This window comes from Paracoccus sp. L-17, assembly GCF_056857655.1.
The window spans coordinates 19,327-39,673 of the sequence record NZ_JBSXNM010000030.1; the positions used below are offsets into that span (position 1 = coordinate 19,327).

19 protein-coding genes are annotated in these 20,347 nt (G+C 67.6%); 11 read left to right on the forward strand and 8 right to left on the reverse strand.

The genetic code is table 11. From position 1 onward, the window contains the following. Positions 1-40 precede the first annotated feature (40 nt). From AC13CR_RS04845 to AC13CR_RS04855, 3 genes are all read left to right on the forward strand, one after another. Positions 41-1,393: an efflux RND transporter periplasmic adaptor subunit gene (locus AC13CR_RS04845; protein ID WP_292957928.1), complete on the forward strand. Its 1,353-nt coding sequence runs from the start codon at positions 41-43 to the stop codon at positions 1,391-1,393. Next, a complete protein-coding gene (locus tag AC13CR_RS04850) occupies positions 1,386-4,766 on the forward strand; it encodes an efflux RND transporter permease subunit (RefSeq protein ID WP_292957927.1) in 3,381 nt (1,126 codons plus the stop codon). Before AC13CR_RS04845 ends, AC13CR_RS04850 begins: the two co-directional genes overlap by 8 nt. 96 nt (positions 4,767-4,862) lie before the next feature. After that, on the forward strand, positions 4,863-5,462 hold the full coding sequence (locus AC13CR_RS04855) for a YqgE/AlgH family protein (RefSeq protein ID WP_292957926.1): 600 nt from the start codon (positions 4,863-4,865) through the stop codon (positions 5,460-5,462). Between the two features lie 66 nt (positions 5,463-5,528). Here AC13CR_RS04855 and map read toward each other — a convergent pair whose 3' ends face one another. Then, positions 5,529-6,323, reverse strand: coding sequence for a type I methionyl aminopeptidase (gene map, locus AC13CR_RS04860; RefSeq protein WP_292957925.1), 795 nt, complete (start codon positions 6,321-6,323; stop codon positions 5,529-5,531). 101 nt (positions 6,324-6,424) lie between these two features. Here map and AC13CR_RS04865 point away from each other — a divergent pair, with 101 nt between their 5' ends. Both AC13CR_RS04865 and AC13CR_RS04870 read left to right on the forward strand, forming a co-directional pair. Further along, entirely contained in the window at positions 6,425-7,165 is a 741-nt protein-coding gene (locus AC13CR_RS04865) for a competence/damage-inducible protein A (RefSeq protein ID WP_292957924.1), read from the forward strand. Continuing rightward, positions 7,165-7,968: a GNAT family N-acetyltransferase gene (locus AC13CR_RS04870; RefSeq protein ID WP_292957922.1), complete on the forward strand. Its 804-nt coding sequence runs from the start codon at positions 7,165-7,167 to the stop codon at positions 7,966-7,968. The genes AC13CR_RS04865 and AC13CR_RS04870 overlap by 1 nt, the downstream gene beginning before the upstream one ends. On the opposite strand, the gene AC13CR_RS04875 is transcribed toward AC13CR_RS04870, so the two are convergent. From AC13CR_RS04875 to AC13CR_RS04885, 3 genes are all read right to left on the reverse strand, one after another. After that, a complete protein-coding gene (locus AC13CR_RS04875; RefSeq protein ID WP_292957920.1) occupies positions 7,857-8,561 on the reverse strand; it encodes a sirohydrochlorin chelatase in 705 nt (234 codons plus the stop codon). The genes AC13CR_RS04870 and AC13CR_RS04875 overlap by 112 nt on opposite strands. Next, complete coding sequence (locus AC13CR_RS04880) at positions 8,558-9,121, reverse strand: DUF4202 domain-containing protein (RefSeq protein ID WP_292957918.1); 564 nt, start codon at positions 9,119-9,121, stop codon at positions 8,558-8,560. The genes AC13CR_RS04875 and AC13CR_RS04880 overlap by 4 nt, the downstream gene beginning before the upstream one ends. 109 nt (positions 9,122-9,230) lie before the next feature. Beyond that, entirely contained in the window at positions 9,231-10,286 is a 1,056-nt protein-coding gene (locus tag AC13CR_RS04885) for an NAD(P)/FAD-dependent oxidoreductase (protein WP_292957916.1), read from the reverse strand. On the opposite strand from AC13CR_RS04885, the gene mnmC2 reads away from it, so the two are divergent. From mnmC2 to dinB, 4 genes are all read left to right on the forward strand, one after another. Then, complete coding sequence (gene mnmC2 / locus AC13CR_RS04890; RefSeq protein ID WP_482900760.1) at positions 10,285-10,965, forward strand: tRNA (5-methylaminomethyl-2-thiouridine)(34)-methyltransferase MnmC2; 681 nt, start codon at positions 10,285-10,287, stop codon at positions 10,963-10,965. The genes AC13CR_RS04885 and mnmC2 overlap by 2 nt on opposite strands. Before the next feature lie 97 nt (positions 10,966-11,062). Beyond that, positions 11,063-12,781, forward strand: coding sequence for an ABC transporter ATP-binding protein (locus tag AC13CR_RS04895; protein WP_482900773.1), 1,719 nt, complete (start codon positions 11,063-11,065; stop codon positions 12,779-12,781). Further along, entirely contained in the window at positions 12,778-13,497 is a 720-nt protein-coding gene (ygfZ, locus tag AC13CR_RS04900) for a CAF17-like 4Fe-4S cluster assembly/insertion protein YgfZ (protein WP_482900761.1), read from the forward strand. The genes AC13CR_RS04895 and ygfZ overlap by 4 nt, the downstream gene beginning before the upstream one ends. After that, complete coding sequence (dinB, locus tag AC13CR_RS04905; RefSeq protein ID WP_446233561.1) at positions 13,494-14,600, forward strand: DNA polymerase IV; 1,107 nt, start codon at positions 13,494-13,496, stop codon at positions 14,598-14,600. Before ygfZ ends, dinB begins: the two co-directional genes overlap by 4 nt. Before the next feature lie 112 nt (positions 14,601-14,712). Here dinB and efp read toward each other — a convergent pair whose 3' ends face one another. After that, the gene (gene efp / locus AC13CR_RS04910) at positions 14,713-15,276 is read right to left on the reverse strand and encodes an elongation factor P (RefSeq protein ID WP_292957904.1); all 564 of its coding nucleotides are present in this window, start codon (positions 15,274-15,276) and stop codon (positions 14,713-14,715) included. A 360-nt stretch (positions 15,277-15,636) separates the two neighbouring features. Between efp and AC13CR_RS04915 the strand changes: the two genes are divergently transcribed. Beyond that, on the forward strand, positions 15,637-15,960 hold the full coding sequence (locus AC13CR_RS04915) for a DUF6280 family protein (protein WP_292957901.1): 324 nt from the start codon (positions 15,637-15,639) through the stop codon (positions 15,958-15,960). Positions 15,961-16,264: 304 nt separating this feature from the next. Here the strand turns inward: AC13CR_RS04915 and AC13CR_RS04920 are convergent, their stop codons facing one another. After that, entirely contained in the window at positions 16,265-16,822 is a 558-nt protein-coding gene (locus AC13CR_RS04920; RefSeq protein ID WP_292957898.1) for a biotin transporter BioY, read from the reverse strand. 123 nt (positions 16,823-16,945) lie between these two features. On the opposite strand from AC13CR_RS04920, the gene AC13CR_RS04925 reads away from it, so the two are divergent. After that, entirely contained in the window at positions 16,946-17,614 is a 669-nt protein-coding gene (locus AC13CR_RS04925; RefSeq protein ID WP_292957895.1) for an SDR family NAD(P)-dependent oxidoreductase, read from the forward strand. A 74-nt stretch (positions 17,615-17,688) separates the two neighbouring features. Here AC13CR_RS04925 and AC13CR_RS04930 read toward each other — a convergent pair whose 3' ends face one another. After that, entirely contained in the window at positions 17,689-19,488 is a 1,800-nt protein-coding gene (locus AC13CR_RS04930) for an aminopeptidase P family protein (RefSeq protein ID WP_292978245.1), read from the reverse strand. Continuing rightward, positions 19,485-20,177 carry a metal-dependent hydrolase gene (locus AC13CR_RS04935; RefSeq protein ID WP_292957889.1) on the reverse strand — a complete coding sequence of 231 codons (693 nt, stop codon included), beginning with the start codon at positions 20,175-20,177 and terminating at the stop codon, positions 19,485-19,487. Before AC13CR_RS04935 ends, AC13CR_RS04930 begins: the two co-directional genes overlap by 4 nt. Positions 20,178-20,347: the final 170 nt, after the last annotated feature.

The following is a 20,347-nucleotide window of genomic DNA, read 5'->3' on the forward strand; positions in this document are numbered from 1 at the left end:
ATGGGTTAGGACGACCCTTCACAGACGGGATCCCCGCCGGATGCGCTTTCTCTTCCGCAGTCTTTCGGGGCTGTTCATCACCTTTCTGACCTTGGCCCTGCTGTTTCTGGCGGGCTTTCAGTTGTGGCAGGCGGTCGCCTCGCGCGGCGAGGACGGTGGACCGGGGCGCGGCGGCGGCGGCGAACAGGTCTATTCGGCGCGGTTGCTGACCCTCATCCCGCAACAGGTCCAGCCGGTGATGCGCGTCTTCGGCAGCATCGACTCGCGCAGGCGCCTGGAATTGCGGGCCGGCGCGGCGGGCCGGATCGTCTATCTGGACCCGAGCCTGCAAGAGGGCGGTCAGGTCGAGGCCGGGCAATTGCTGGTGCGGATCGATCCGTCCTCGGCGCAGGCGGCGCTGGACAACCAGATCGCCGCCCGCGACGACGCCGAGGCGACCTTGCGCGATGCCCGTCGCAACGTGCAGGTCGCGACCGATGATCTGGCGGCGGCCGAGCGGCAGGCCGAACTGCGCCGCGCGGCGGTCGATCGCCAGGAATCGCTGGCCACGCGGGGGCTTGGCACCAGCGCCGACCGCGAAACGGCACAGCTGGCGGCATCATCGGCCGAACAGGCCGTGATCGCGGGCCGCTCCGCCCTGGCCAGCGCCGAAAGCGCGGTCACCGCGGCCCAGAACGCGCTGCGCCGATCCGAGATCGACCTGTCCGAGGCTCGCCGCGCTCTGGCCGATACCACGATCACCGCGGGCTTTTCCGGCCGCGTCACCGCCGTCACCGCGGTCGAGGGTGGCCTGGTCAGCCTGAACGAACAACTGGCCGAGATCATCGACCCGGACGCATTGGAGGCGCAGGTGCCCCTGTCGCTGGATCAGTTCTCGCGGCTTGTGGACGAGGATGGCAGGCTGGACGGGACGGCGGCGATGATCGTGCTGGACGGCTCGGCCGGGCGGCTGACGGCCGAGGCGCAGATCGACCGCGCGGCGGCCTCGGTCGCGGAGGGTGCGTCCGGCCGCGTGGTCTATGCCAGGATCATCCGGGGCGGCGCGACCTTGCGTCCGGGCGATTTCGTCAGCGTCGAGATCGCCGAACCCGCGCTGGCCGATGCCGCCATCATCCCAGCCATCGCGATCGGTGCGGATGGCGGCGTCCTGGTCGCCGATGATCAGGGCCGCCTGACCGCGACGCCGGTCGAGATCCTGCGGCGGCAGGGAAATGACGTGGTGATCCGCGTCTCGGACGAGCTGGCGGGCGCGCGGATCGTGGCCGAACGTGCGCCGCAACTGGGCACCGGGATTCTGGTCCGTGACAGCCAGGCCGAGGCCCCGTCCGACGAGCCACGGGCACCCGCCACGGATCAGAGCGCCCGGAACCGGCGCGGGGCCGGCAATGGCTGAGCGTCGCGGTTTCCTGTCGATCTTCACCCGCCACCGGACGCTGGCCAATCTGATCCTGATGGTGATGGTGGTCGGCGGTCTGTATTCCGCGCCCAGGATCCGCGCGCAGTTCTTTCCCGATACCGTCGTTCAGGAAATCGACGTGCGGGTGCAGTGGGACGGCGCCGGACCCGAGGATGTGGACCGTTCCGTGGTGGCGGTGCTGGAACCCTCGCTGATGGGGGTCGAGGGCGTGGCCAACGTCACCTCGCGCGCGGTGCAGGGATCGGCCGAGATCGAGATCGAGTTCGAACCGGGCTGGGACATGGCGCGCGCCAATTCCGACGTGGAAACCGCCATTGCCAGCGCCGGCGATCTGCCCGAAGGCGCGGAAGACCCCGAAACGGTGCGATCCTCCTGGCGCGACAGGGTCGCCGATGTGGTGATCTCGGGACCGGTCGGACTGGACCAGCTGTCGCGGATCACCGACGATTTCAGCAACCGCCTTTACGCCGCCGGGATCACCCGGCTCAGCATCACGGGTCTGGCCGCCCCCGAGACGCTGGTCGAGGTGCGGATGGCCGATCTGGTCCGGTACGACATCACGCTGGAACAGATCGCCGCAGCCGTCGGCGCAGCGGCCTCGGCAAGCCCGGCGGGCGACGTGTCGTCCGGCGCCGCGCGGGTGCGCACCGGCGCCGAGACGCGCGATCCGGCCGCCGTCGCGGCCCTGGCGCTGAAGGCCCAGCCGGACGGAACGACCCTGACCGTGGGCGATGTCGCCGATGTGCGGCAATCGGGCATGGATCGCAACACGGCCTATTATGTCGGCGGCAATCCGGCGGTGATCGTGCAGGTCCAGCGCAGCGCCGCCGGCGACGCGATCGGGATGCAGCGCAGCGTCGAGGACATCGTGGCCCGGATGACGCCCGCACTGCCCGGCGGCGTCACCATGGAACTGGTGCGGGCACGGGCCGAACTGATCGCGGCACGGCTGGAATTGTTGCTGGACAATGCCGTTCTGGGCCTTGGGCTGGTGCTGGCGCTGCTGTTTCTGTTCCTCAATGCCCGCACCGCGATCTGGGTGGCGGCGGGGATTCCGGCCTCGCTGGCGGCGGCGGTGGGGCTGATGTATGCGACCGGCATGACGCTGAACATGATCTCGTTGTTCGCGCTGATCCTGACGCTGGGCATCATCGTGGACGACGCGATCGTGGTGGGAGAACATGCCGATTATCGCGCCCGCAAGCTGGGCGAGCCCGCGGTCGTCGCGGCGGAACGCGCGGCGGGGCGAATGGCCGCGCCGGTCGTGTCGTCTTCGCTGACCACGATCATCGCCTTTGCCGGGCTGATGTTCATCGGCGGTCATTTCGGCGAACTGATCTCGGATATTCCGATGACGGTGATCCTGGTTCTGGCCGCATCCCTGATCGAATGTTTCCTGGTCCTGCCCAGCCACATGGCCCATGCCCTGACCCGCACGGCGCGGCGCAACTGGTACGACCGCCCCTCGAAGCTGGTCAATCGCGGGCTGGACTGGTTCGTGGCTCGCCTGCTGCGACCGCTGATCCGCTGGGCGATGGTGCTGCGCTATCCGGTTCTGGCCGCGACGACGGCGATGTTCGCCTGGTCGGCCAGCGCGCTGGTCACCGGGCAGGTGCCCTGGCGCTTTTTCGACGCGCCCGAACGGGGCAGCGTGGCGGGAAACTTTGCCATGCTGCCCGGCGCCACGCGCGAGGATACGATCCGGGTGATGGGACTGGTACAGGACGCGGTCGATCGCGTCGGCGCCGAATACGAAACCAGATACGGCGCCAACCCGATCACCCATGCGATGACCATGGTCGGCGGAAATTCCGGCCGTCCGCTGCCCGGCGCCGACACCAAGGACACGGATCTGCTGGGCGCGGTGCAACTGGAACTGATCGAGCCGGATGTGCGGCCCTATTCCAGCTTCGACTTCGTGGCTGCGCTGCAAGAGGCCATGCCCAGCGATCCCCGGCTGGAGACGATCAGCTTTCGCGGCTTCCGATCGGGTCCGGGCGGGGATGCGATCTCGGTCCGCATGACGGGGGCGGAGGCACAGCGCCTGAAGGACGCGGCCGAGGCGCTGAAGCTGCGCCTGTCGGGCTTTGCCGAAGTCTCGGCACTGGAAGACAGCATGTCTTATGACAAGGACGAGTTGAACCTGCGGCTGACTGCGCAGGGCGAGGCCCTGGGCTTCACGACCGACAGCCTGGCACGGCAATTGCGCCAGCGCCTGGCGGGCATCGAGGCCGCGACCTTTCCGGTGGGCACCCGCACCGGCGCAATCCGCGTGGAACTGCCCGAGAACGAACGCCAGGGCGATTTTCTGGACCGGATGATGATGCGCACGCTGTCGGGGCAGTGGGTGCCGCTGGGCGATATCGTGACGGTGGGCACAGAGGCGGGCTTTTCCGTGATCCGGCGCGAGAACGGCGAAAGGATGATCTCGGTCACCGGCGATATTTCGGGCGATGATCCGGCGCGCGCGGCGCAGATCACGCAGGCGCTGGAAACCGAGATCATGCCGCAGATCGCGGCCGAATTCGGCATCAATTACGAGACCACAGGCCTGGCCGAGCAGGAACGCGATTTCCTGGGCGACGCGGTCGTCGGTTTCGCGCTTGCGCTGACCGGGATCTACATGGTGCTGGCCTGGATCTTTGCCAGCTGGAGCCGGCCGCTGGTGGTGATGTCGGTGATCCCCTTCGGACTGGTCGGCGCGGTCTGGGGCCATGCCCTGTGGTCGCTGCCCCTGTCGATGTTCTCGATCGTGGGTCTGATCGGGATGTCGGGAATCATCATCAACGATTCGATCGTCCTGATCTCGACCATCGACGAATATGCGAGGGATCGTGGTCTCCGGCCCGCCATTGTCGATGCCGTCTGCGACCGCTTCCGTCCGGTCCTGCTGACCACCGCGACGACCGTTCTGGGTCTGGCGCCGTTGCTCTACGAGCGTTCGTCCCAGGCGCTGTTCCTGAAACCCACGGTGGTGACGCTTGCCTATGGCCTTGGCTTTGGCATGGTCGTCGTGCTTCTGGTGGTGCCCGCGGTTCTGGGTATCGGCGAGGATATCGGCCGCGCCCGCACGGGTTTCCGGCGCGGGCTGCGTAGCCCCGGCCTGCGCTGGCCGGTGCGGCTGGCGGCCGGGCTGGCGGCACTGGCCTTCGTGGCGATCCTGCTGCCGGTCACGCTGTTGCCCGCCATGAAAATCGCGCTGCCCGGCTGGTGGCCGGTCGCGTCCTCGGCCTGGATGGCGCTTGGCTGGTATGCCCTGGCGCTGCTGATCATCGCCCTGGGCGCCGGGCTGGCGATGCTTGGCCTTGCGGGGCGCGGCCTTGCCTCGCGACGGCGCCCGACGGCGTGAGGATCGCTGCTGGCCGGCCGTGGCCTGGGGTCACGTTTGCGCGCAGGACTTGCAACGATCCCGCCAAGCACCGATCTTGAGCGTGAAGGAGATTCGATGAGCGAATTCGACAACGATCCCGGCGATCCCGGCGAAGCCAATCTGACCGGCAAGGTCCTGATCGCCATGCCGGGGATGGCCGATCCGCGTTTTCAGCGATCCGTGGTGCTGGTCTGTGCCCATTCCGAGGAAGGCGCGATGGGGCTGGTGCTGAACCGGCCGTTGCCCGAAATCGGCTTCGGTGACCTTCTTGAGCAGCTCGGTATCGAGGCCGACGAGGACGCCCGCCCGATCGAGGTCCGTTTCGGCGGCCCGGTCGAGCCCGGCCGCGGCTTCGTGCTGCACAAGGTGCCCGAACACGGCAATGATCCCGAGGGCCGGCTGCGCATCGGCGGTGCCATCGCCATGACCACGACCCGCGACATTCTCGAGGATCTGGCCCATGGTCAGGGCCCGGAATCGGCCGTCCTGGCCCTGGGCTATGCCGGCTGGGGACCGGGGCAGCTGGAAGACGAGATGCTGCAGAACGGCTGGCTGACCGGCGAGGGCAGAGAGGATCTGATCTTCGGCGCGGATCACGACGGCAAGTGGCAATCCGCGCTGCGCGCGCAGGGAATCGACCCCTCGCTGCTATCGGCAGCGGCCGGGCGTGCCTAGGGGCGTCGGCCGCGCCGCGTGATGCGAGGAAAGGGCCGAGAGGGACCGGCGATGTCCGCCTGACGGTCAGAAATCGGGAAAGAACCTGTCCGAGGGCGTGAAAATCTCGAACCCCTGGGAGGTCACGCCGATGGAATGCTCGAACTGCGCCGACAGCGATTTGTCGCGCGTCACGGCTGTCCAGTCGTCGGCCAGAACCTTGGTATCGGGGCGCCCCAGGTTGACCATCGGCTCGATGGTGAAGAACATGCCTTCCTCCAGCACCGGGCCCTTGCCGGCGCGGCCGAAATGCAGCACGTTCGGCGGCGCATGAAAGACGCGGCCCAGCCCGTGCCCGCAGAAATCGCGCACGACAGACATGCGCTGGCCTTCGGCATGGGCCTGAATGGCCGCGCCGATATCGCCGAAGGTGGCGCCGGGGCGGACCGCCTCGATCCCCTTCATCAGCGAATCGTAGGTGACCTGGATCAGTCTTTGCGCCTTGATCGAGGGTGTGCCGGCCACATACATGCGGCTGCTGTCGCCATACCAGCCATCCACGATCACGGTCACGTCGATATTCAGGATATCACCGTTCTGCAGCACCTTGTCGCCCGGAATCCCGTGGCAGACGACATGATTCACGCTGATGCAGCTTGCATGCTGATAGCCGCGATAGCCGATCGTGGCCGAGGTCGCGCCCATCTCTTCGATCCGCCGGCGGATGAAATCGTCCAGCGCGCCGGTGGTCACGCCCGGTTCGACCATCACGCCGACCTCATCGAGGATCTGGGCCGTCATCGCGCCGGCCTTGCGCATTCCGGCGAAATCTGCCGGGACGTGAATGCGGATGCCTTCTCGTGTGATGTGGCTTTCGTCCATCGCGGATCCTTTCTGATGGCGCATAGATAGACCCGAGCGGCCCCTTGTTCCAGCCCCGCGCGCGGGCTTAGAACGTCACGGCATCCTTCGGAGGACGGCATATGCAATCGGATAATCCAAGCGCGGCGATCCTGGTCATCGGGGACGAGATCCTGTCGGGCCGCACGCGCGAGGGCAACGCGCATCATCTGGCCCAGGTGCTGACGGCGACCGGGTTTGACCTGCGCGAGATACGAATCGTGGCCGACGATCAGGATCAGATCGTGGAGGCCGTGCGGGCACTGGACAAAAGCCTTGGCGGCGCCTTCGATCTGCTGTTCACCTCGGGCGGGATCGGTCCGACCCATGACGACATCACCGCCGATTCCGTCGCGATCGCCCATGGCACCACGGCCGAGGTCAACGAAGCCGCGCGCGCGCTGTTGCAGGAACGCTGCGAACGGATGGGAACGGAACTGACGCTCAACCGGCTGCGCATGGCGCGCATCCCGCTGGGCGCGACGCTGATCGACAACGCCGTCTCGGCAGCGCCGGGCTTTTCCATCGGAAACACGCATGTCATGGCCGGCGTACCCGAGGTGTTTCGCGGCATGGTGGACTGGCTGATCCCCCGATTGGCCGCCGGGCGCCCGGTGCGGTCCGAGACGGTCGAGGTCCGGCGCGGCGAAAGCGATGTGGCCGAGGAGCTGAAGGCGGTCGCGGCCGAATTCCCCGATGTCTCGATGGGATCCTATCCCTATCACGATGAACGGGGCTGGGGCACCAACCTGGTCGTGCGCGGGCTGGACGCGGATCGCGTCGCCGTGGCCATGGCCGAGTTGAAGCGACGGCTGTCGCTGTGATGGACGCCGCCCTGGCCGAGGCTTTCGAGATCAGTTGGCCGGCATCCGAATATGCCGATGCGGGCGGTTTCCGGGTCGGGCGCGGCCTGGGCGCGGGCGGCCGGGTCAGTTCGGCCCGCGCCGTGGGCGCGTGGCGTGGCGATCACATCGACGCTGCCATCGCCATCCATCGGGGCTGGGATCAGCGGCCGGTCTTCCGGGTTGCCGATGACGATGCGGCGCTGGCCGGGGCGCTGGAATCGCGGGGATTTCGTCGCGAGACGCCCACCGCGGTGATGGCGACCGCCACCCGGGCCCTCACCGACATCGCGATTCCGTCGGTGACCACCTTCACCCTGTGGCCGCCGCTGGCGATCCAGCGCGAAATCTGGGCTGCGGGCAATATCGGACCTGCCCGGCAGGCGGTGATCGAGCGGGTGGCGCAGCCCAAGACCACGATCCTCGGCCGGACCTCGGATCGCGCGGCGGGGGCAGCCTTCGTGGCGGTCCATGACCGGATCGCGATGGTGCATTGCGTCGAGGTTCTGGGCGCGTGGCGGCAGCGCGGTCTGGCCGGCTGGATGATGCGGCAGGCGGCCTTCTGGGCCGACGCTCAGGGGGCATCGCGGCTGGCTCTGGCGGTCAGCCGGCCGAACATGTCGGCGATGGCGCTTTACCGAAAGCTGGGATTTCGCGAGGTGGCGGGTTATGGCTATTTCGCCCCGCCATCGGAGCGGGCCGATCTGATCGCGGCGGCGATGAGCGCGGGAACCTCGGCGGCAAGTCCGATCGGATCGAGGCGCGGGCCGGTGAACCCCGCCTGATCCAGGGCCCGAGGCAGATCGTCGGTCACATGTTCCGCCCTCAGCGCGAAGAAGGGCAGGTGCACGGCGCGGTCCAGATCGCGCGCGGCATCGGCAAGCCACGGGGCCTGTTCGACGAAGCCCGTCACCACGCGGGCGAAATGCGGCGCGATCTGCGCCGCGATCGCGGTGGTGATGGCAAAGCTGGCCGGCGAGCGTTGCGAGCCATGGGCGCTGAGCAGCAGCGTCGTCTCGGACGGGGTCCAGCCCTCGTCGGCGGCGGCAGCAAGCGCGATCCGTACGATCAGCGCAGGCAGGGCCGGATCGGCTCCGAAGGGGGGCAGGACGCGGGCGCCGGCGGCCCCGGCGCGGTCCAGCCGGCGCGGCAATTCGGTGCGCGTGAACCACCCCTCGGCCATGAACATCGGATAGATCAGGCTGTCCGGTTCGCAGGTTTCGGCCAGCGCGCCGGGCATCGCCAGCGTTGCCCCCCGGACTTCGCAACCGGGATCGTTGCGAGCGACGGCGGCCGCGAGATCCTCGATCGCGCGCTGCTGCGGCACGGGATCGCCCGGCTGCCCATGCGAGACGATGACCGCTCGCGCCTCCGTCATTGGCGGAAATGTCGCGCCAAGGCGTCGGGCATGTCGAATTCCGTCAAAGCGCGGGCGCGGCCTTCGGGCGACATCTTCTTCGCGGTCCTTTCGATGATGCGCGGCATCTTGTCGTCGGGTTGTTCCGCCATGAAATCGCCCAGATACCAGCGGATGAAGGTGAAGCAGATCACGTCCTCCAGGGCCTGAACCTCGGGGTCGCGCTTCAGTCCCTGCTTGGTCAGCATCCTGCGGGCACGGTCGATCTGGTCGTCGTCATAGCCCGCGTCCTGCATGATCCCGGCGATGCGGTCGGCATGGCGGCGGCCCTGTTCCTGCCGCCATCGCAGATAGCCCGCGCGATCCATCGGATAGGCGTCGCGGGGCAATGTCCAGCGTTCGACATGCTGGCCGCGGCAGGCGATGCGCAGGGGTTCCGACGCTTCCGGAAACAGGCGCTGCTGTTCCTCGGTCATCCGCTGGCCATAGAGAAGATTGGCCGGTTTCCCGTTCTCGAGGCCGGGATCCCTTGCATTCGCCGCGTCGATGGCGCTGAAGGCCTTGTCGAGCCGTGTGGTCATGCGCTTTCTCCGTGTTCTCGGCCAGTTTCAACCGTCTTCGGCCGCGTTTGCAAGCGGCGATGATGGCGCGCGGCGACCGTGGTCGGGGCCGCCACGCGCCGGAAATGCCTCAGATCAGGCGGAAGTCGGGTGGAACCTCGTCCCTGCCGTCAAGGATCAGCCGGGCCATGACCCGGGCGATCATCGGCGCCATGCCGAAGCCGATCTTGAACCCGCCATTGGCGACATAATGTCCAGAGCGGCCGGGCCAGGCGCCCAACAGCGGCGCCCGCGATCCGGCGCGCGGGCGGATCCCTGCCCAGCATTCGAGGATCGGGGCGTCGCGAAGGCCGGGGCAGATTGCGCGGGCGCGGACCACCAGCCCGTCGCACCGATCATCCGGATCAGGATGCGTGAAATCATTTTCCGTGGTTGAGCCGACCGCCGTCGTGCCATCGGCCTGGGGCACGACGTGCAGCCCGTCGGCAAAGATCTGTGCCGCCTCGGGGGCGGCATGGCCCAGCAGGACCGACTGCCCCTTGACGCCCTTGCCGACAGGGCGGTCCAGGGCTTGCGACAGATGCGCCAGCCCTTCGGCGCCGGTCGCCCAGAGGATGGGGCCGGTCTGGGGCCGGACCGACGTGCCTTCGCTGATCCGGCCACCGCTTGCCCGGATCGCATGGGCCAGCGCCTGCAGCGCGGCCCGGGGGTTCAGCCGCGCGGACAGCCCGTCTTCCAGCCACAGGCCCGAGGGGCTGTCAGGGATCAGGCTGGTCGCCGGGGCCTGCGTGATCCGCATCGCCATCGCGGCCGGCCAGCGGATCGCCGAGGCATCGAGGCGCGCCTCCAGCAGTTCGGCGGCCCCCTCCGCCAGGGGCTGGACCCGCCCGGTTCGCGCAAAGCCCGCGCAACGCCCCGAAGCGGTCTCGACCGCGCGCCAGAAATCATCGGCCATCAGCAGGCTGTCCAGCTGGAACTGTTTTTTCCGGTTCCAGTTTTCGGGCGCATGCGGCGCCAGCGCACCGACATGGCCGCCCGAGGATCCGGCCCCGATGCGGCGGGCCTCGATCACATGGACCCTGGCGCCCCGGCGTGCCATTTCCCAGGCGCAGGACAGGCCGAAAATCCCCGCCCCCATGATCGTGACGCTTGCCAAGACGCGAGCCTTTCCCCTAGTTCGGCGCATGGGTGATCTAGACGAAATCACGCCGGGCAGCCAGCCGGGACTGGATTGGCGCGAGGGGGGCGTGCCGGTCTCGACACGCTTTGACGATCCCTATTTCAGCCTGGCCGGCGGGTTGGCGGAAACGCGCCACGTCTTTCTGGCGGGCAACGATCTGCCCGCGCGTCTGCGCCCCGGTTTCCACATTGCCGAACTGGGCTTCGGGACCGGGCTGAACTGCCTCGCGCTGGCCAGGGTGGCGCAGGTGCCGATGCGAATGACCAGCTTCGAGGCGTTTCCGATGGCGCCGGAGCAGATGGCGCGCGCCCATGCGGCCTTTCCCGAATTGGCCGCGCTGGCGGCCGATCTGCGCGCGGGTCTGTCGGACGGCACGGCGATCCGCGTCGGCGCGGTCGAATTGCAGCTGGTGATCGGGGATGCGCGCGAAACGCTGCCGCGATGGCAGGGCTGCGCGGATGCTTGGTTCCTGGACGGGTTTTCGCCCGCGAAGAACCCCGAGATGTGGTCCGCCGCGCTGATGGCCGAGGTCGGCCGGCACACATCGCCGGACGGCAGCTTCGCCACCTATACCGCGGCGGGATCGGTGCGCCGCGCGCTGACGGCCGCCGGTTTCGCGGTCCGGCGTCAGCCCGGTTTCGGCACCAAGTGGCACATGATCGCGGGGCGGCGCGTCCCGGACTGATGCGCGCGCGGGTTGCCGCCGGGGCGGCTGGCGGGATAAGGCTGGGGCACCCTTGCGAAAGGCATCCGCGGACGTGAGCAAGCCCGATACGACATCCATGTTGTTCCGCCGCTTCTGGTCGGATTACCTCTATGTCCATCGTGGGCGGATGCTGGCGGCCTTCGCGCTGATGACGATCGAGGGCTCGACGCTGGCGCTGATCTCCTGGATGCTGAAGCCGCTGTTCGACCGGGTCTTCATCGGCAAGGAAACCGGGGCGATCTGGTGGGTCGGCACGGCGATCTTCGCGATCTTTCTGACCCGCGCGATCACGCTGGTCTCCAGCCGGGCGCTGCTGAGCCGGATCTCGCTGGACATCTCGACGCTGATGCAGACCAACCTGCTGGCCCATATCCTGACGCTGGACGGCCGTTTTTTCCGCGAGAACGCGCCGGGCGCGATGATCGAACGAATCCAGGGCGACACGCAGGCCGTTCAGGGCATCTGGGCCACGCTGCTGACCGGGGCCACGCGGGACGCGATCTCGCTGGTGATGCTGTTCGGCGTCACCTTGACCATCGATCCGGTCTGGACCCTGGCCGCGCTGATCGGCGCGCCGATCCTGATCGCGCCGGCGGCCGTCGTGCAACGCTATATCCGCCGCAAGATGCGCCAGAATCGCGTCAGCGCCAGCGCGCGCGCGACCCGGCTGGACGAGATCCTGCATGGCATCGCCTCGATCCGGCTGAACCGGGCCGAGGCCGACCAGACCCGACGCTTTTCCACGATCGTCCGCCGCATCCGGCAAGAGCAGGTCAAGCTGGCCGCGACCTCCAGCGTGATCCCGGCGCTGACCGATATTGTCACCGGCATCGGTTTCGTCGCCGTGCTGTTGCTGGGCGGCAAGGAGGTGATGGAGGGAAGCCGCAGCGTCGGCGATTTCATGTCCTTCTTCACCGCGCTTGCGCTGGCCTTCCAGCCGATGCGTCGGCTGGGCGGGCTGGCCGGAAGCTGGCAGACGGCGGCGGCCAGCCTGGAACGGGTCTATCAGGTCTTTGACACCAGGCCGACGGTTGTGTCGGGCACGCGGACCGCGCCGCCCGATGACTGCGACATCCGGCTGTCGGATGTCTGGCTGTCCTATGACGGGCAGATGATCCTGCACGGATTATCCTTCGCGGCCGAGGCGGGGCGAACGACGGCGCTGGTCGGTCCTTCGGGGGCGGGCAAATCGACGGTGTTCAACCTTCTGACACGGATGGTCGATCCCGACCGCGGCGAGGTGCTGCTGGGCGGTGTGCCGGTTGCGGATTACGACCTGGGCGTGCTGCGCGACCAGTTCTCGACGGTTTCGCAAGAGGCGGCGCTGTTCGACGAAAGCCTGCGCGACAACATGCTGATGGGCCGGCCCGATGCGTCCGAGGACGATCTTCGCCGTGCGATGGATGCAGCCCATGTCACCGATTTCGTCGATACCGAAAAGCGCGGACTGGACAGCGCCGCGGGGCCAAGGGGGTCGTCGCTGTCGGGTGGCCAGCGTCAGCGCATCGCCATTGCCCGCGCCGTCCTGCGCGACGCCCCGATCCTGCTTCTGGACGAGGCGACCAGCGCGCTGGACACCGCCAGCGAACGGCTGGTGCAGGATGCGCTGGACAGGCTGGCGCGCGGGCGCACGACGCTGGTCATCGCGCATCGGCTGTCCACGATCCGCAATGCCGACAAGATCGTCGTGATCGAGGCCGGCCGGGTTGTGGAACAGGGTAGTCATGACCAGTTGATGGCAAGGCGCGGCGCCTATGCCCGCCTTGTCGCGCTGCAATTCGGAGAGGAACAATGAGCCGCCAGATCATCCGTGTGACCGGCGAGGATCGGCTGGATTTCCTGCAGGATCTGGTCACGAACGACGTGACCCGCGCACCCTGCTGGGCCGCCCTGCTGACGCCGCAGGGCAAGTATCTGGCGGATTTCCTGATCCTGTTCGATGGTGACGCGCTGCTGCTGGATGTCGATGCGGGGCTGGCCGAGGATCTGCTGCGGCGGCTGGGCATGTACAAGCTGCGCTCGAAGGTCGCGCTGGAGGCGGTGGCGATGCCGATCGCGCGCGGCACCGGCCCTGCGCCCGATGGCGCCATCGCCGATCCGCGCCACGACGCTTTGGGCTGGCGCCTTTACGGCCAGCGGGGCGATGACGGCAGCGACTGGGACGCGATCCGCGTCGCCCATTGCATCCCCGAAAGCCTGATCGAACTGATCCCGAACGAGACTTTCATCCTCGAGGCCGGATTCCAGCGTCTGCACGGCGTCGATTTCCGCAAGGGCTGCTATGTCGGTCAGGAAGTCACCGCGCGGATGAAGCACAAGACCGAATTGCGCAAGGGTCTGATCACCCTGCGCGTCGAGGGCGAAGCCCCGGTCGGCACCGCCATCACCCGCGAGGGGCGCGAAGTCGGCACCCTGTTTACCCAATCGGGCGGTCGCGGCATCGCCCATGTCCGCTTCGACCGGCTGGGCGCGGGGATGGAGGCAGGCCCGGCCCGAATCGTCGCCGAATGAGCGTCGGGGCCGGCATGGCCCCCGACGCGCAGCCACCGCTGCGCAAGATCATCCATATCGACATGGATGCCTTCTATGCCTCGGTCGAGCAGCGCGACGATTCGGAATTGCGCGGCAAGCCGGTCGCTGTGGGCGGCGGTTCGATGCGCGGGGTGGTGGCGGCGGCCAGCTACGAGGCGCGGGTCTTCGGGATCCGCTCGGCCATGCCCTCGGTCACGGCGCGCAGGCTGTGCCCCGATCTGATCTTCGTAAGGCCCCGGTTCGAGATCTATCGCGACATCTCGGGCCAGATCCGCGACATCTTTGCCGATTACACGCCGCTGATCGAGCCCCTGTCGCTGGACGAGGCCTATCTGGACGTGACCGACCACCTCTGGCCCGGCCAGACGGCGACGCAGGTGGCCCGCGAGATCCGCGCCCGCATCCGCGAGGCAACCGCGCTGACCGCCAGCGCCGGGGTCAGCTACAACAAGTTTCTGGCCAAGCTGGCCTCGGACCAGAACAAGCCCGACGGGCTTTGTGTGATCACGCCCGATCGGGGACCGGATTTCGTGCTGGCCCTGCCGGTGGGCAAGTTTCACGGCATCGGCCCGGCGACGGCGGGCAAGATGCGCGCGATGGGGATCGAGACCGGCGCCGATCTGCGGGCGCAGGACCTTGATTTCCTGACCCGGCGTTTCGGCAAGTCGGGGCGCTATTACTGGAACATCTCGCGCGGCATCGATCACCGGCAGGTCCGGTCCGACCGCATCCGAAAATCCGTCGGGGCCGAAAACACCTATTTCACCGACCTGATGGACCTGGCCCAGGCGCATGACGCACTGGCGCCCCTGGCCGATAAGGTCTGGCGCCATGTCAGCCGCCATGGCTTGCGGGGACGGACGGTGACGCTGAAGGTCAAGTTTTCGGATTTTCAGCAGATCACACGGGCGCGGACCCTGCCGCGCGCCGTGGGATCCGAGGCCGAGATGCTGTCCATCGCCCGCGAACTGGCCGGCGCTGTCCTGCCCGATCCGCGCGGCGCCCGGCTGTTGGGGATCACGCTGTCGGGTTTCGATCGTGACGAAGATAGCGATCCGGTGCAGCTGAACCTGTTCGGGTAGAAATCGGCATGCCACCGCGCCGGGCGGCGTCCCGACCCTCCGACAGGGCGCGCCATCCTGCCGGACAGGGCCCGGGAAGTCCGATCCTCACCCGGTCAGGACGTGGCGCGCGTCAGGCCCGTTCGCTGTATTCGAAGACCTCGGTATTCACCACGATATCCTCGCCCTCGCCCACGAAGGGCGGGATCATGATGCGAACGCCGTTGTCCAGCATCGCGGGCTTGTAGCTGTTGGCGGCGGTCTGGCCCTTCACCACCGGCTCGGTCTCGGCGACCTTGCAGACGACCTTCTGCGGGATCGAGACCGAAAGCGCCTCGTCGCCGTAATATTCGATGGTCGCGGTCATGCCGTCCTGCAGGAAGGGGCGACGATCGCCCAGCAATTCGGCGTCCAGTTCGGTCTGCTCGAAGGTCTGGCTGTCCATGAAGACCAGCTTGCCGTCCATTTCATACAGGAATTGCTGATCTTTCTGGTCCAGCCGGACACGCTCGACCTTGTCCTCGCTGCGGAAACGTTCGTTCAGCTTGCGGCCGTCGCGAAGATTTTTCAACTCGACCTGGGCGAAGGCGCCGCCCTTTCCCGGCTTGACGTGATTGACCTTCACGGCGGCCCAGAGGCCGCCGTCATGTTCCAGCACATTGCCGGGCCGGATTTCGTTGCCGTTGATCTTGGGCATGGGATTCTCTTGACGGATGATGAGAGGTTCGCGCCGTCCAGACGTTGAATGGCGTTGAAGCGCCCCTATATCGGGACAGGCCGTGGCTGGCAACCGGAACGGTATGCGGGCGTTGTCAAGCTGATATCCGTGGCGGAAGGCCGCCGCCGTCCGGCGGGCCGTCGAAATTTTGCGTGTTTTTGCCCGCCTTGCAGGCTACGCATGGCTGTCATGCAGTCGAAGTAATATCGAATCGGGGTCAGGATGGTCTAAGCCAAACGGCACCGTCGGAGAAACGGAAGAAAAAACGAAGGGTTGACCCAGAGTCTTCCCGCAAGGGCCTCGGTGGTATCATCGGGCCAGAGGAAATGGACGAACGATATGCGCGATTTTGTTGACGGCTCGGCTTTCAATTTCGAGCAGGGCCAGCGTGCCCGCAAGCTGTTTGCGGCGGTGGTTCTGGCTGCTTTGGATGACGCCATTGCAGATGACAAGAAATACGGCAACGGCCCCGAGCAGATCGCCCGGTGGGCGCGTTCGCGCGACGGACGCGAGGTTCTGTCCTGCGCCGGGATCGACCCGAACGAGCGGGTCGTCAAGGGATTGATGGACTTCGTCTCGAAGGGCGTCCGGACCTCGGTGGCGCTGTCGCGCGAGGAAAGCGAACGGCGCATGGCCGCCGAGGCCGAGGCCGAGGCGGCGTGACCCCTCTGCGGATCGCTCGCAGACAAGACTGAAACCGCACGGATCGGTAACAAGGCCCCCGCCATCTGCGGGGGTTTTCCATTTTCCTGCGGACCGGGTGCGACGGCTGGTGGCCGGCGCAGCCGGTTCCAGCGCTGTATCCGGCGTGCAGGACAGGGCCGGGCCGGCGACCGGCGCCGGCTTCCGTGGCGGCCTGACCGGCCTGGCCGCAGCGCGGTCGCAAAACGAAACCCCGCCGGAATGACGGGGTTCGTCGGCTTTCAGGCGGGCCGCGATGGCCGCCGCGTCGCGGACATCGCTTCGGTCAGCGCTTGCGGAACAACTGCCAGCCGCCGGCGACAGCCATCGCGGCGATTGCGGCCTTGACCAGCGCGCCGGCCAGGAACGGCATCACCGCCAGCGCGGCGGCCTCGGACAGGGATTTGCCCAGCACCAGCGACAGCGCCAGGGCGCCCGGCACGAACAGCATTAGTCCCGGCACGAGACCGGCGACAAACAGGCGCAGGAAGCCGCGGTCCAGCCCGCGTTCGACCAGCCAGCCGGTCAGCCAGGCCATGCCGACAAAGCCCCACAGGAAGCCCGCCGTCGGCCCCATCAGCGGCGCGATCCCGCCCGAGGCATTGGCAAAGACCGGCAGGCCCACGGCGCCTTCGGCCAGATAGGCCAGCATCGTCGCCGCCGCCAGACGCGAGCCATAGGTCAGCCCGATCAGCGTGATGGCCAGAGTCTGCAAGGTCATCGGCACCGGCCACATCGGTACGCTGGCCTGGGCGGACAACGCGACCAGAGCCGAGCCGGCCAGAACCAGCAGGATGTTCGTTCGGGTCGAGCGGACCGGCAGCGCGGCTTGGGTCAATGTCATGGCGGGGCCTCTTCCTGGTGCGAAATTCGTGGCCGAATGTTCACGCAGCGGGCGCGAAAGTCAATCGGCCGGTCGGCGAAAGGGTCTTGCGCGGGCACCGCTCTTTTGCGAAAGGCTGCCGCCATGACACAGGATCAGACCACCGAGGAAACAGGCAGGATCGCGCTGGTGACAGGCGCGTCGCGCGGTCTTGGCGCGGCCCTGGCCGAGGGGCTGGCCCGGCGCGGATTTCATGTGCTGGCCGTGGCCCGGACCGTGGGCGGCCTGGAAGAGCTGGACGACCGCATCCGGGCCTCGGGCGGCAGCGCGACGCTGGCGCCGATGGATGTGACCGACGCGGCGGCGATGCAGCAGATGGTGCAGGCCGTGGCCGAACGATGGGGCGGTCTGGATCTGTGGGCACATTGTGCGATCCACGCCGCACCGCTGTCGCCGGCGCCGCATATCGACGGCAAGGATTGGTCGAAATCGCTGCTGGCCAATGTCGAGGTCGTGCGCGGCCTGATCGCCCTGATCGAGCCGCTGCTGCGCATACGCCAGAGCACCGCCCTGTTCTTCGACGATCCTCGCGCCGGACAGAAATTCTTCGGCGCCTACGGCGCGACGAAGGCCGCGCAGATCGCGCTGGTGCGAAGCTGGCAGGCCGAGAACGCAGCGATCGGCCCGCGCGTGGTCATCGCGGAACCGGCCGCGATGCCGACCGCCACCCGCGGACGGTTCTTTCCCGGAGAGGATCGCGCGGTGCTGACGTCCTGTCGCCACGAGGCCGAGCGGATCCTGGACGCGCTGTAGCCCCGCGTCCCGCGACCGCCGGGGGACCTTGCGTCCCCCGGACCCCCTGCAAGGTATTTGGAAAGAGGGCGAGGTCAGGCGATCGGGGCCGTGGCCCGGTCCAGCCATGCGCCCGTGTCCTCGTCGAGCAGCGGCGACAACGTTTCGCGGACCTGCGCGTGATAGCCATCCAGCCACCGGGCCTCGGCCGGTGACAGCGCGGCGCGGTCGATGCAGCGCGTGTCTATGGGGCAGAGTGTGATCGTCTCGAACCCCAGCATGGTGCGGCCTTCCTCGGACGGGGCCTCGATCACGGCGATCAGGTTTTCGAGACGGATGCCGAAGCTGCCCTCGCGGTAATAGCCCGGCTCGTTGGACAGGATCATGCCGGGCTCCAGCGCGATGTCACTGGTCCGGCTGATCCGGGCCGGGCCTTCATGGACGCACAGCGCGGCGCCGACGCCATGGCCGGTGCCATGGTCGTAATCCAGCCCCTGTTGCCACAGGAATTGCCGCGCCAGCGCGTCCAGATGCGCGCCCGCCACGCCCCTGGGAAAGCGCGCCCGGCTAAGCGCGATCAACCCGCGCAATACGGCGGTATAGGGGGCGACGGCGTCGGGCGGAGGCTGGCCCAGCGGCAGCGTGCGGGTGATGTCGGTGGTTCCGTCGGGATACTGGCCGCCCGAATCGATCAGCAGCATCGTGCCGGTCGAGAGGCGGCGATTGGTGGTCTCGGTCACGCGGTAATGGACGATGGCGCCGTTGGGGCCCGCGCCGCAGATCGTGTCGAAGCTGATATCCGTGATGCCCTGGTCGGATCGCAGGGATTCGAGTTTTCGGACGACATCGATTTCCGTCAGCGACGCCGGATCCCGCGCCTCCAACCATGCCAGCAGCCGCACCATCGCCACGCCGTCGCGCAGATGCGCCTGGCGCATTCCGTGGAGTTCGGCGGAATTCTTGCGGGCCTTGGGCAGGATCGCCGGGTCCGGGGCGCGGGCGATATCGGTTCCGGCCTGTTCCAGCAGGCGGAAGACGGCCTCGGGCGCCGTTGCGGGGTCGAGGCGCACCGGGCCTTCGAGGTCCAGCAGGGCGGCGGACAGGCTCTCGGGGTGCAGGATCGACACCGCGTTGCCAAGCGTCGTCCGCAAGCCGTCGTCGAATTTCGCCGGATCGGCGAACAGCGCCAGATGGCCGTCATCGGACAGGACGGCAAAGCCTTGCACCACGGGGTTCCTTGGCAAATCCTTGCCGCGGATGTTCAGAAGCCAGGAAATCGAATCGGGCAGCGACAGAAAGGCCGCCGCCTGACCGTCCTTGCGCAGCGCGGCAGCCAGACGGGCGCGTTTGCCGGCGGCGCTTTCGCCCGCCAGTGCCTCGTCATGGGCACGGGCCCGGCCGACGGGCGGGGCAGGGCGGTCGGTCCAGACGGCATCGAGCGGGTTGCGGTCCATCGCGATCAGGCCGATGCCGCTGTCGGCAAGCCCCTTTTCCATCGTCTCGATTTCCTTGCGCGTGTGCAGCCAGGGATCGAAGCCGGCCCGCCCTCCGGCCGGCAGGGCGTCGCGCAGCCAGTCCGAGGGCCTCGTATCAGGCCAGGGGACAGGGGTGAAATGCGCCGGATCGACCTGCGATTTCACCTGCACCCGGTAGCGGCCGTCGACGAAGACGCCGGCCTTGTCCGCCGTAACGATGGCGAAGCCCGCGCTGCCGGTGAAGCCTGTCAGCCAGGCTAGCCGCGCATCGGCTTCGGCCACATATTCGCCCTGATGCGAATCGGCGCGTGGCACGATGAAGGCATCGAGACAGGCGGCCTTCATCCGCTGCCGCAGCGCGGCCAGCCGGCCTGCGTGATCGCCGCCACCGGCCCGGTCGTCAAAGGACTGAAAGCTCACAATTCGATCGCCTTCATCACTTCGGGTTCGATCACCATGACCCCCGGCAGATCCGCCACCAGCGCCTCGGCCGATTGTTCAAGCAGGGGGAAGGTCTTGTAATGACAGGGAATCACGGTCTTGAAGGCGAAATAGCGCCTCGCAGCATAGGCCGCCCGCTTCATGTCCATGGTGAAATGTCCGCCCGCGCAGAGGATGCCGATATCGGGCTTGTGGTAATCGCCCATCCATTCCATGTCGGCCATGATGTCGGTATCGCCGCTGACATAGATCACCTGCCCCTCGCCGGCGATCATGTAGCCCGATTCGTGGCCCGCATAGATCGGCCCGTCCGCCCCGTCCAGCGAACTGGAATGGGCCGCGTTCACCATCGTCACCTTTGCCCGGCCCAGATCGACGGTGCCGCCCTTGTTGAAGCCGATCCCGTCGATTCCGTGATGCGTGCTCCAGCCGTTGATCAGGTCATAGATGCCAGCGACCGGTATTTTCAGCTCTTTCGCAATGGCCAGCGTGTCGCCGGAATGATCGCCGTGCCCGTGGGTCAGCAGGATGTGGGTCGCGCCCTGAATGGCCGCGTCACGGCCGTTTTCGGGAAAGACCGGATTTCCCGACAGCCAGGGGTCGATGAGGATCACGGCATCCTCGATTTCAAGGCGAAAGCCGGAATGTCCAAGCCAGGTCAGTTTCATCGAGACCTCCTTTGCGATGTCGGTCGAAGCCTAGCGGCGCCTTGTCCGACTGACCAGAGCGGGCGCGGCTGTTGATTTCCTCTGGCCGACCGCTTACGCGCACGAACCAGTGCCGGTCCCGCGCGGCTCGCCGACGACAGGATGGGCCGCCACGGCAAGGAGAGGAGCGG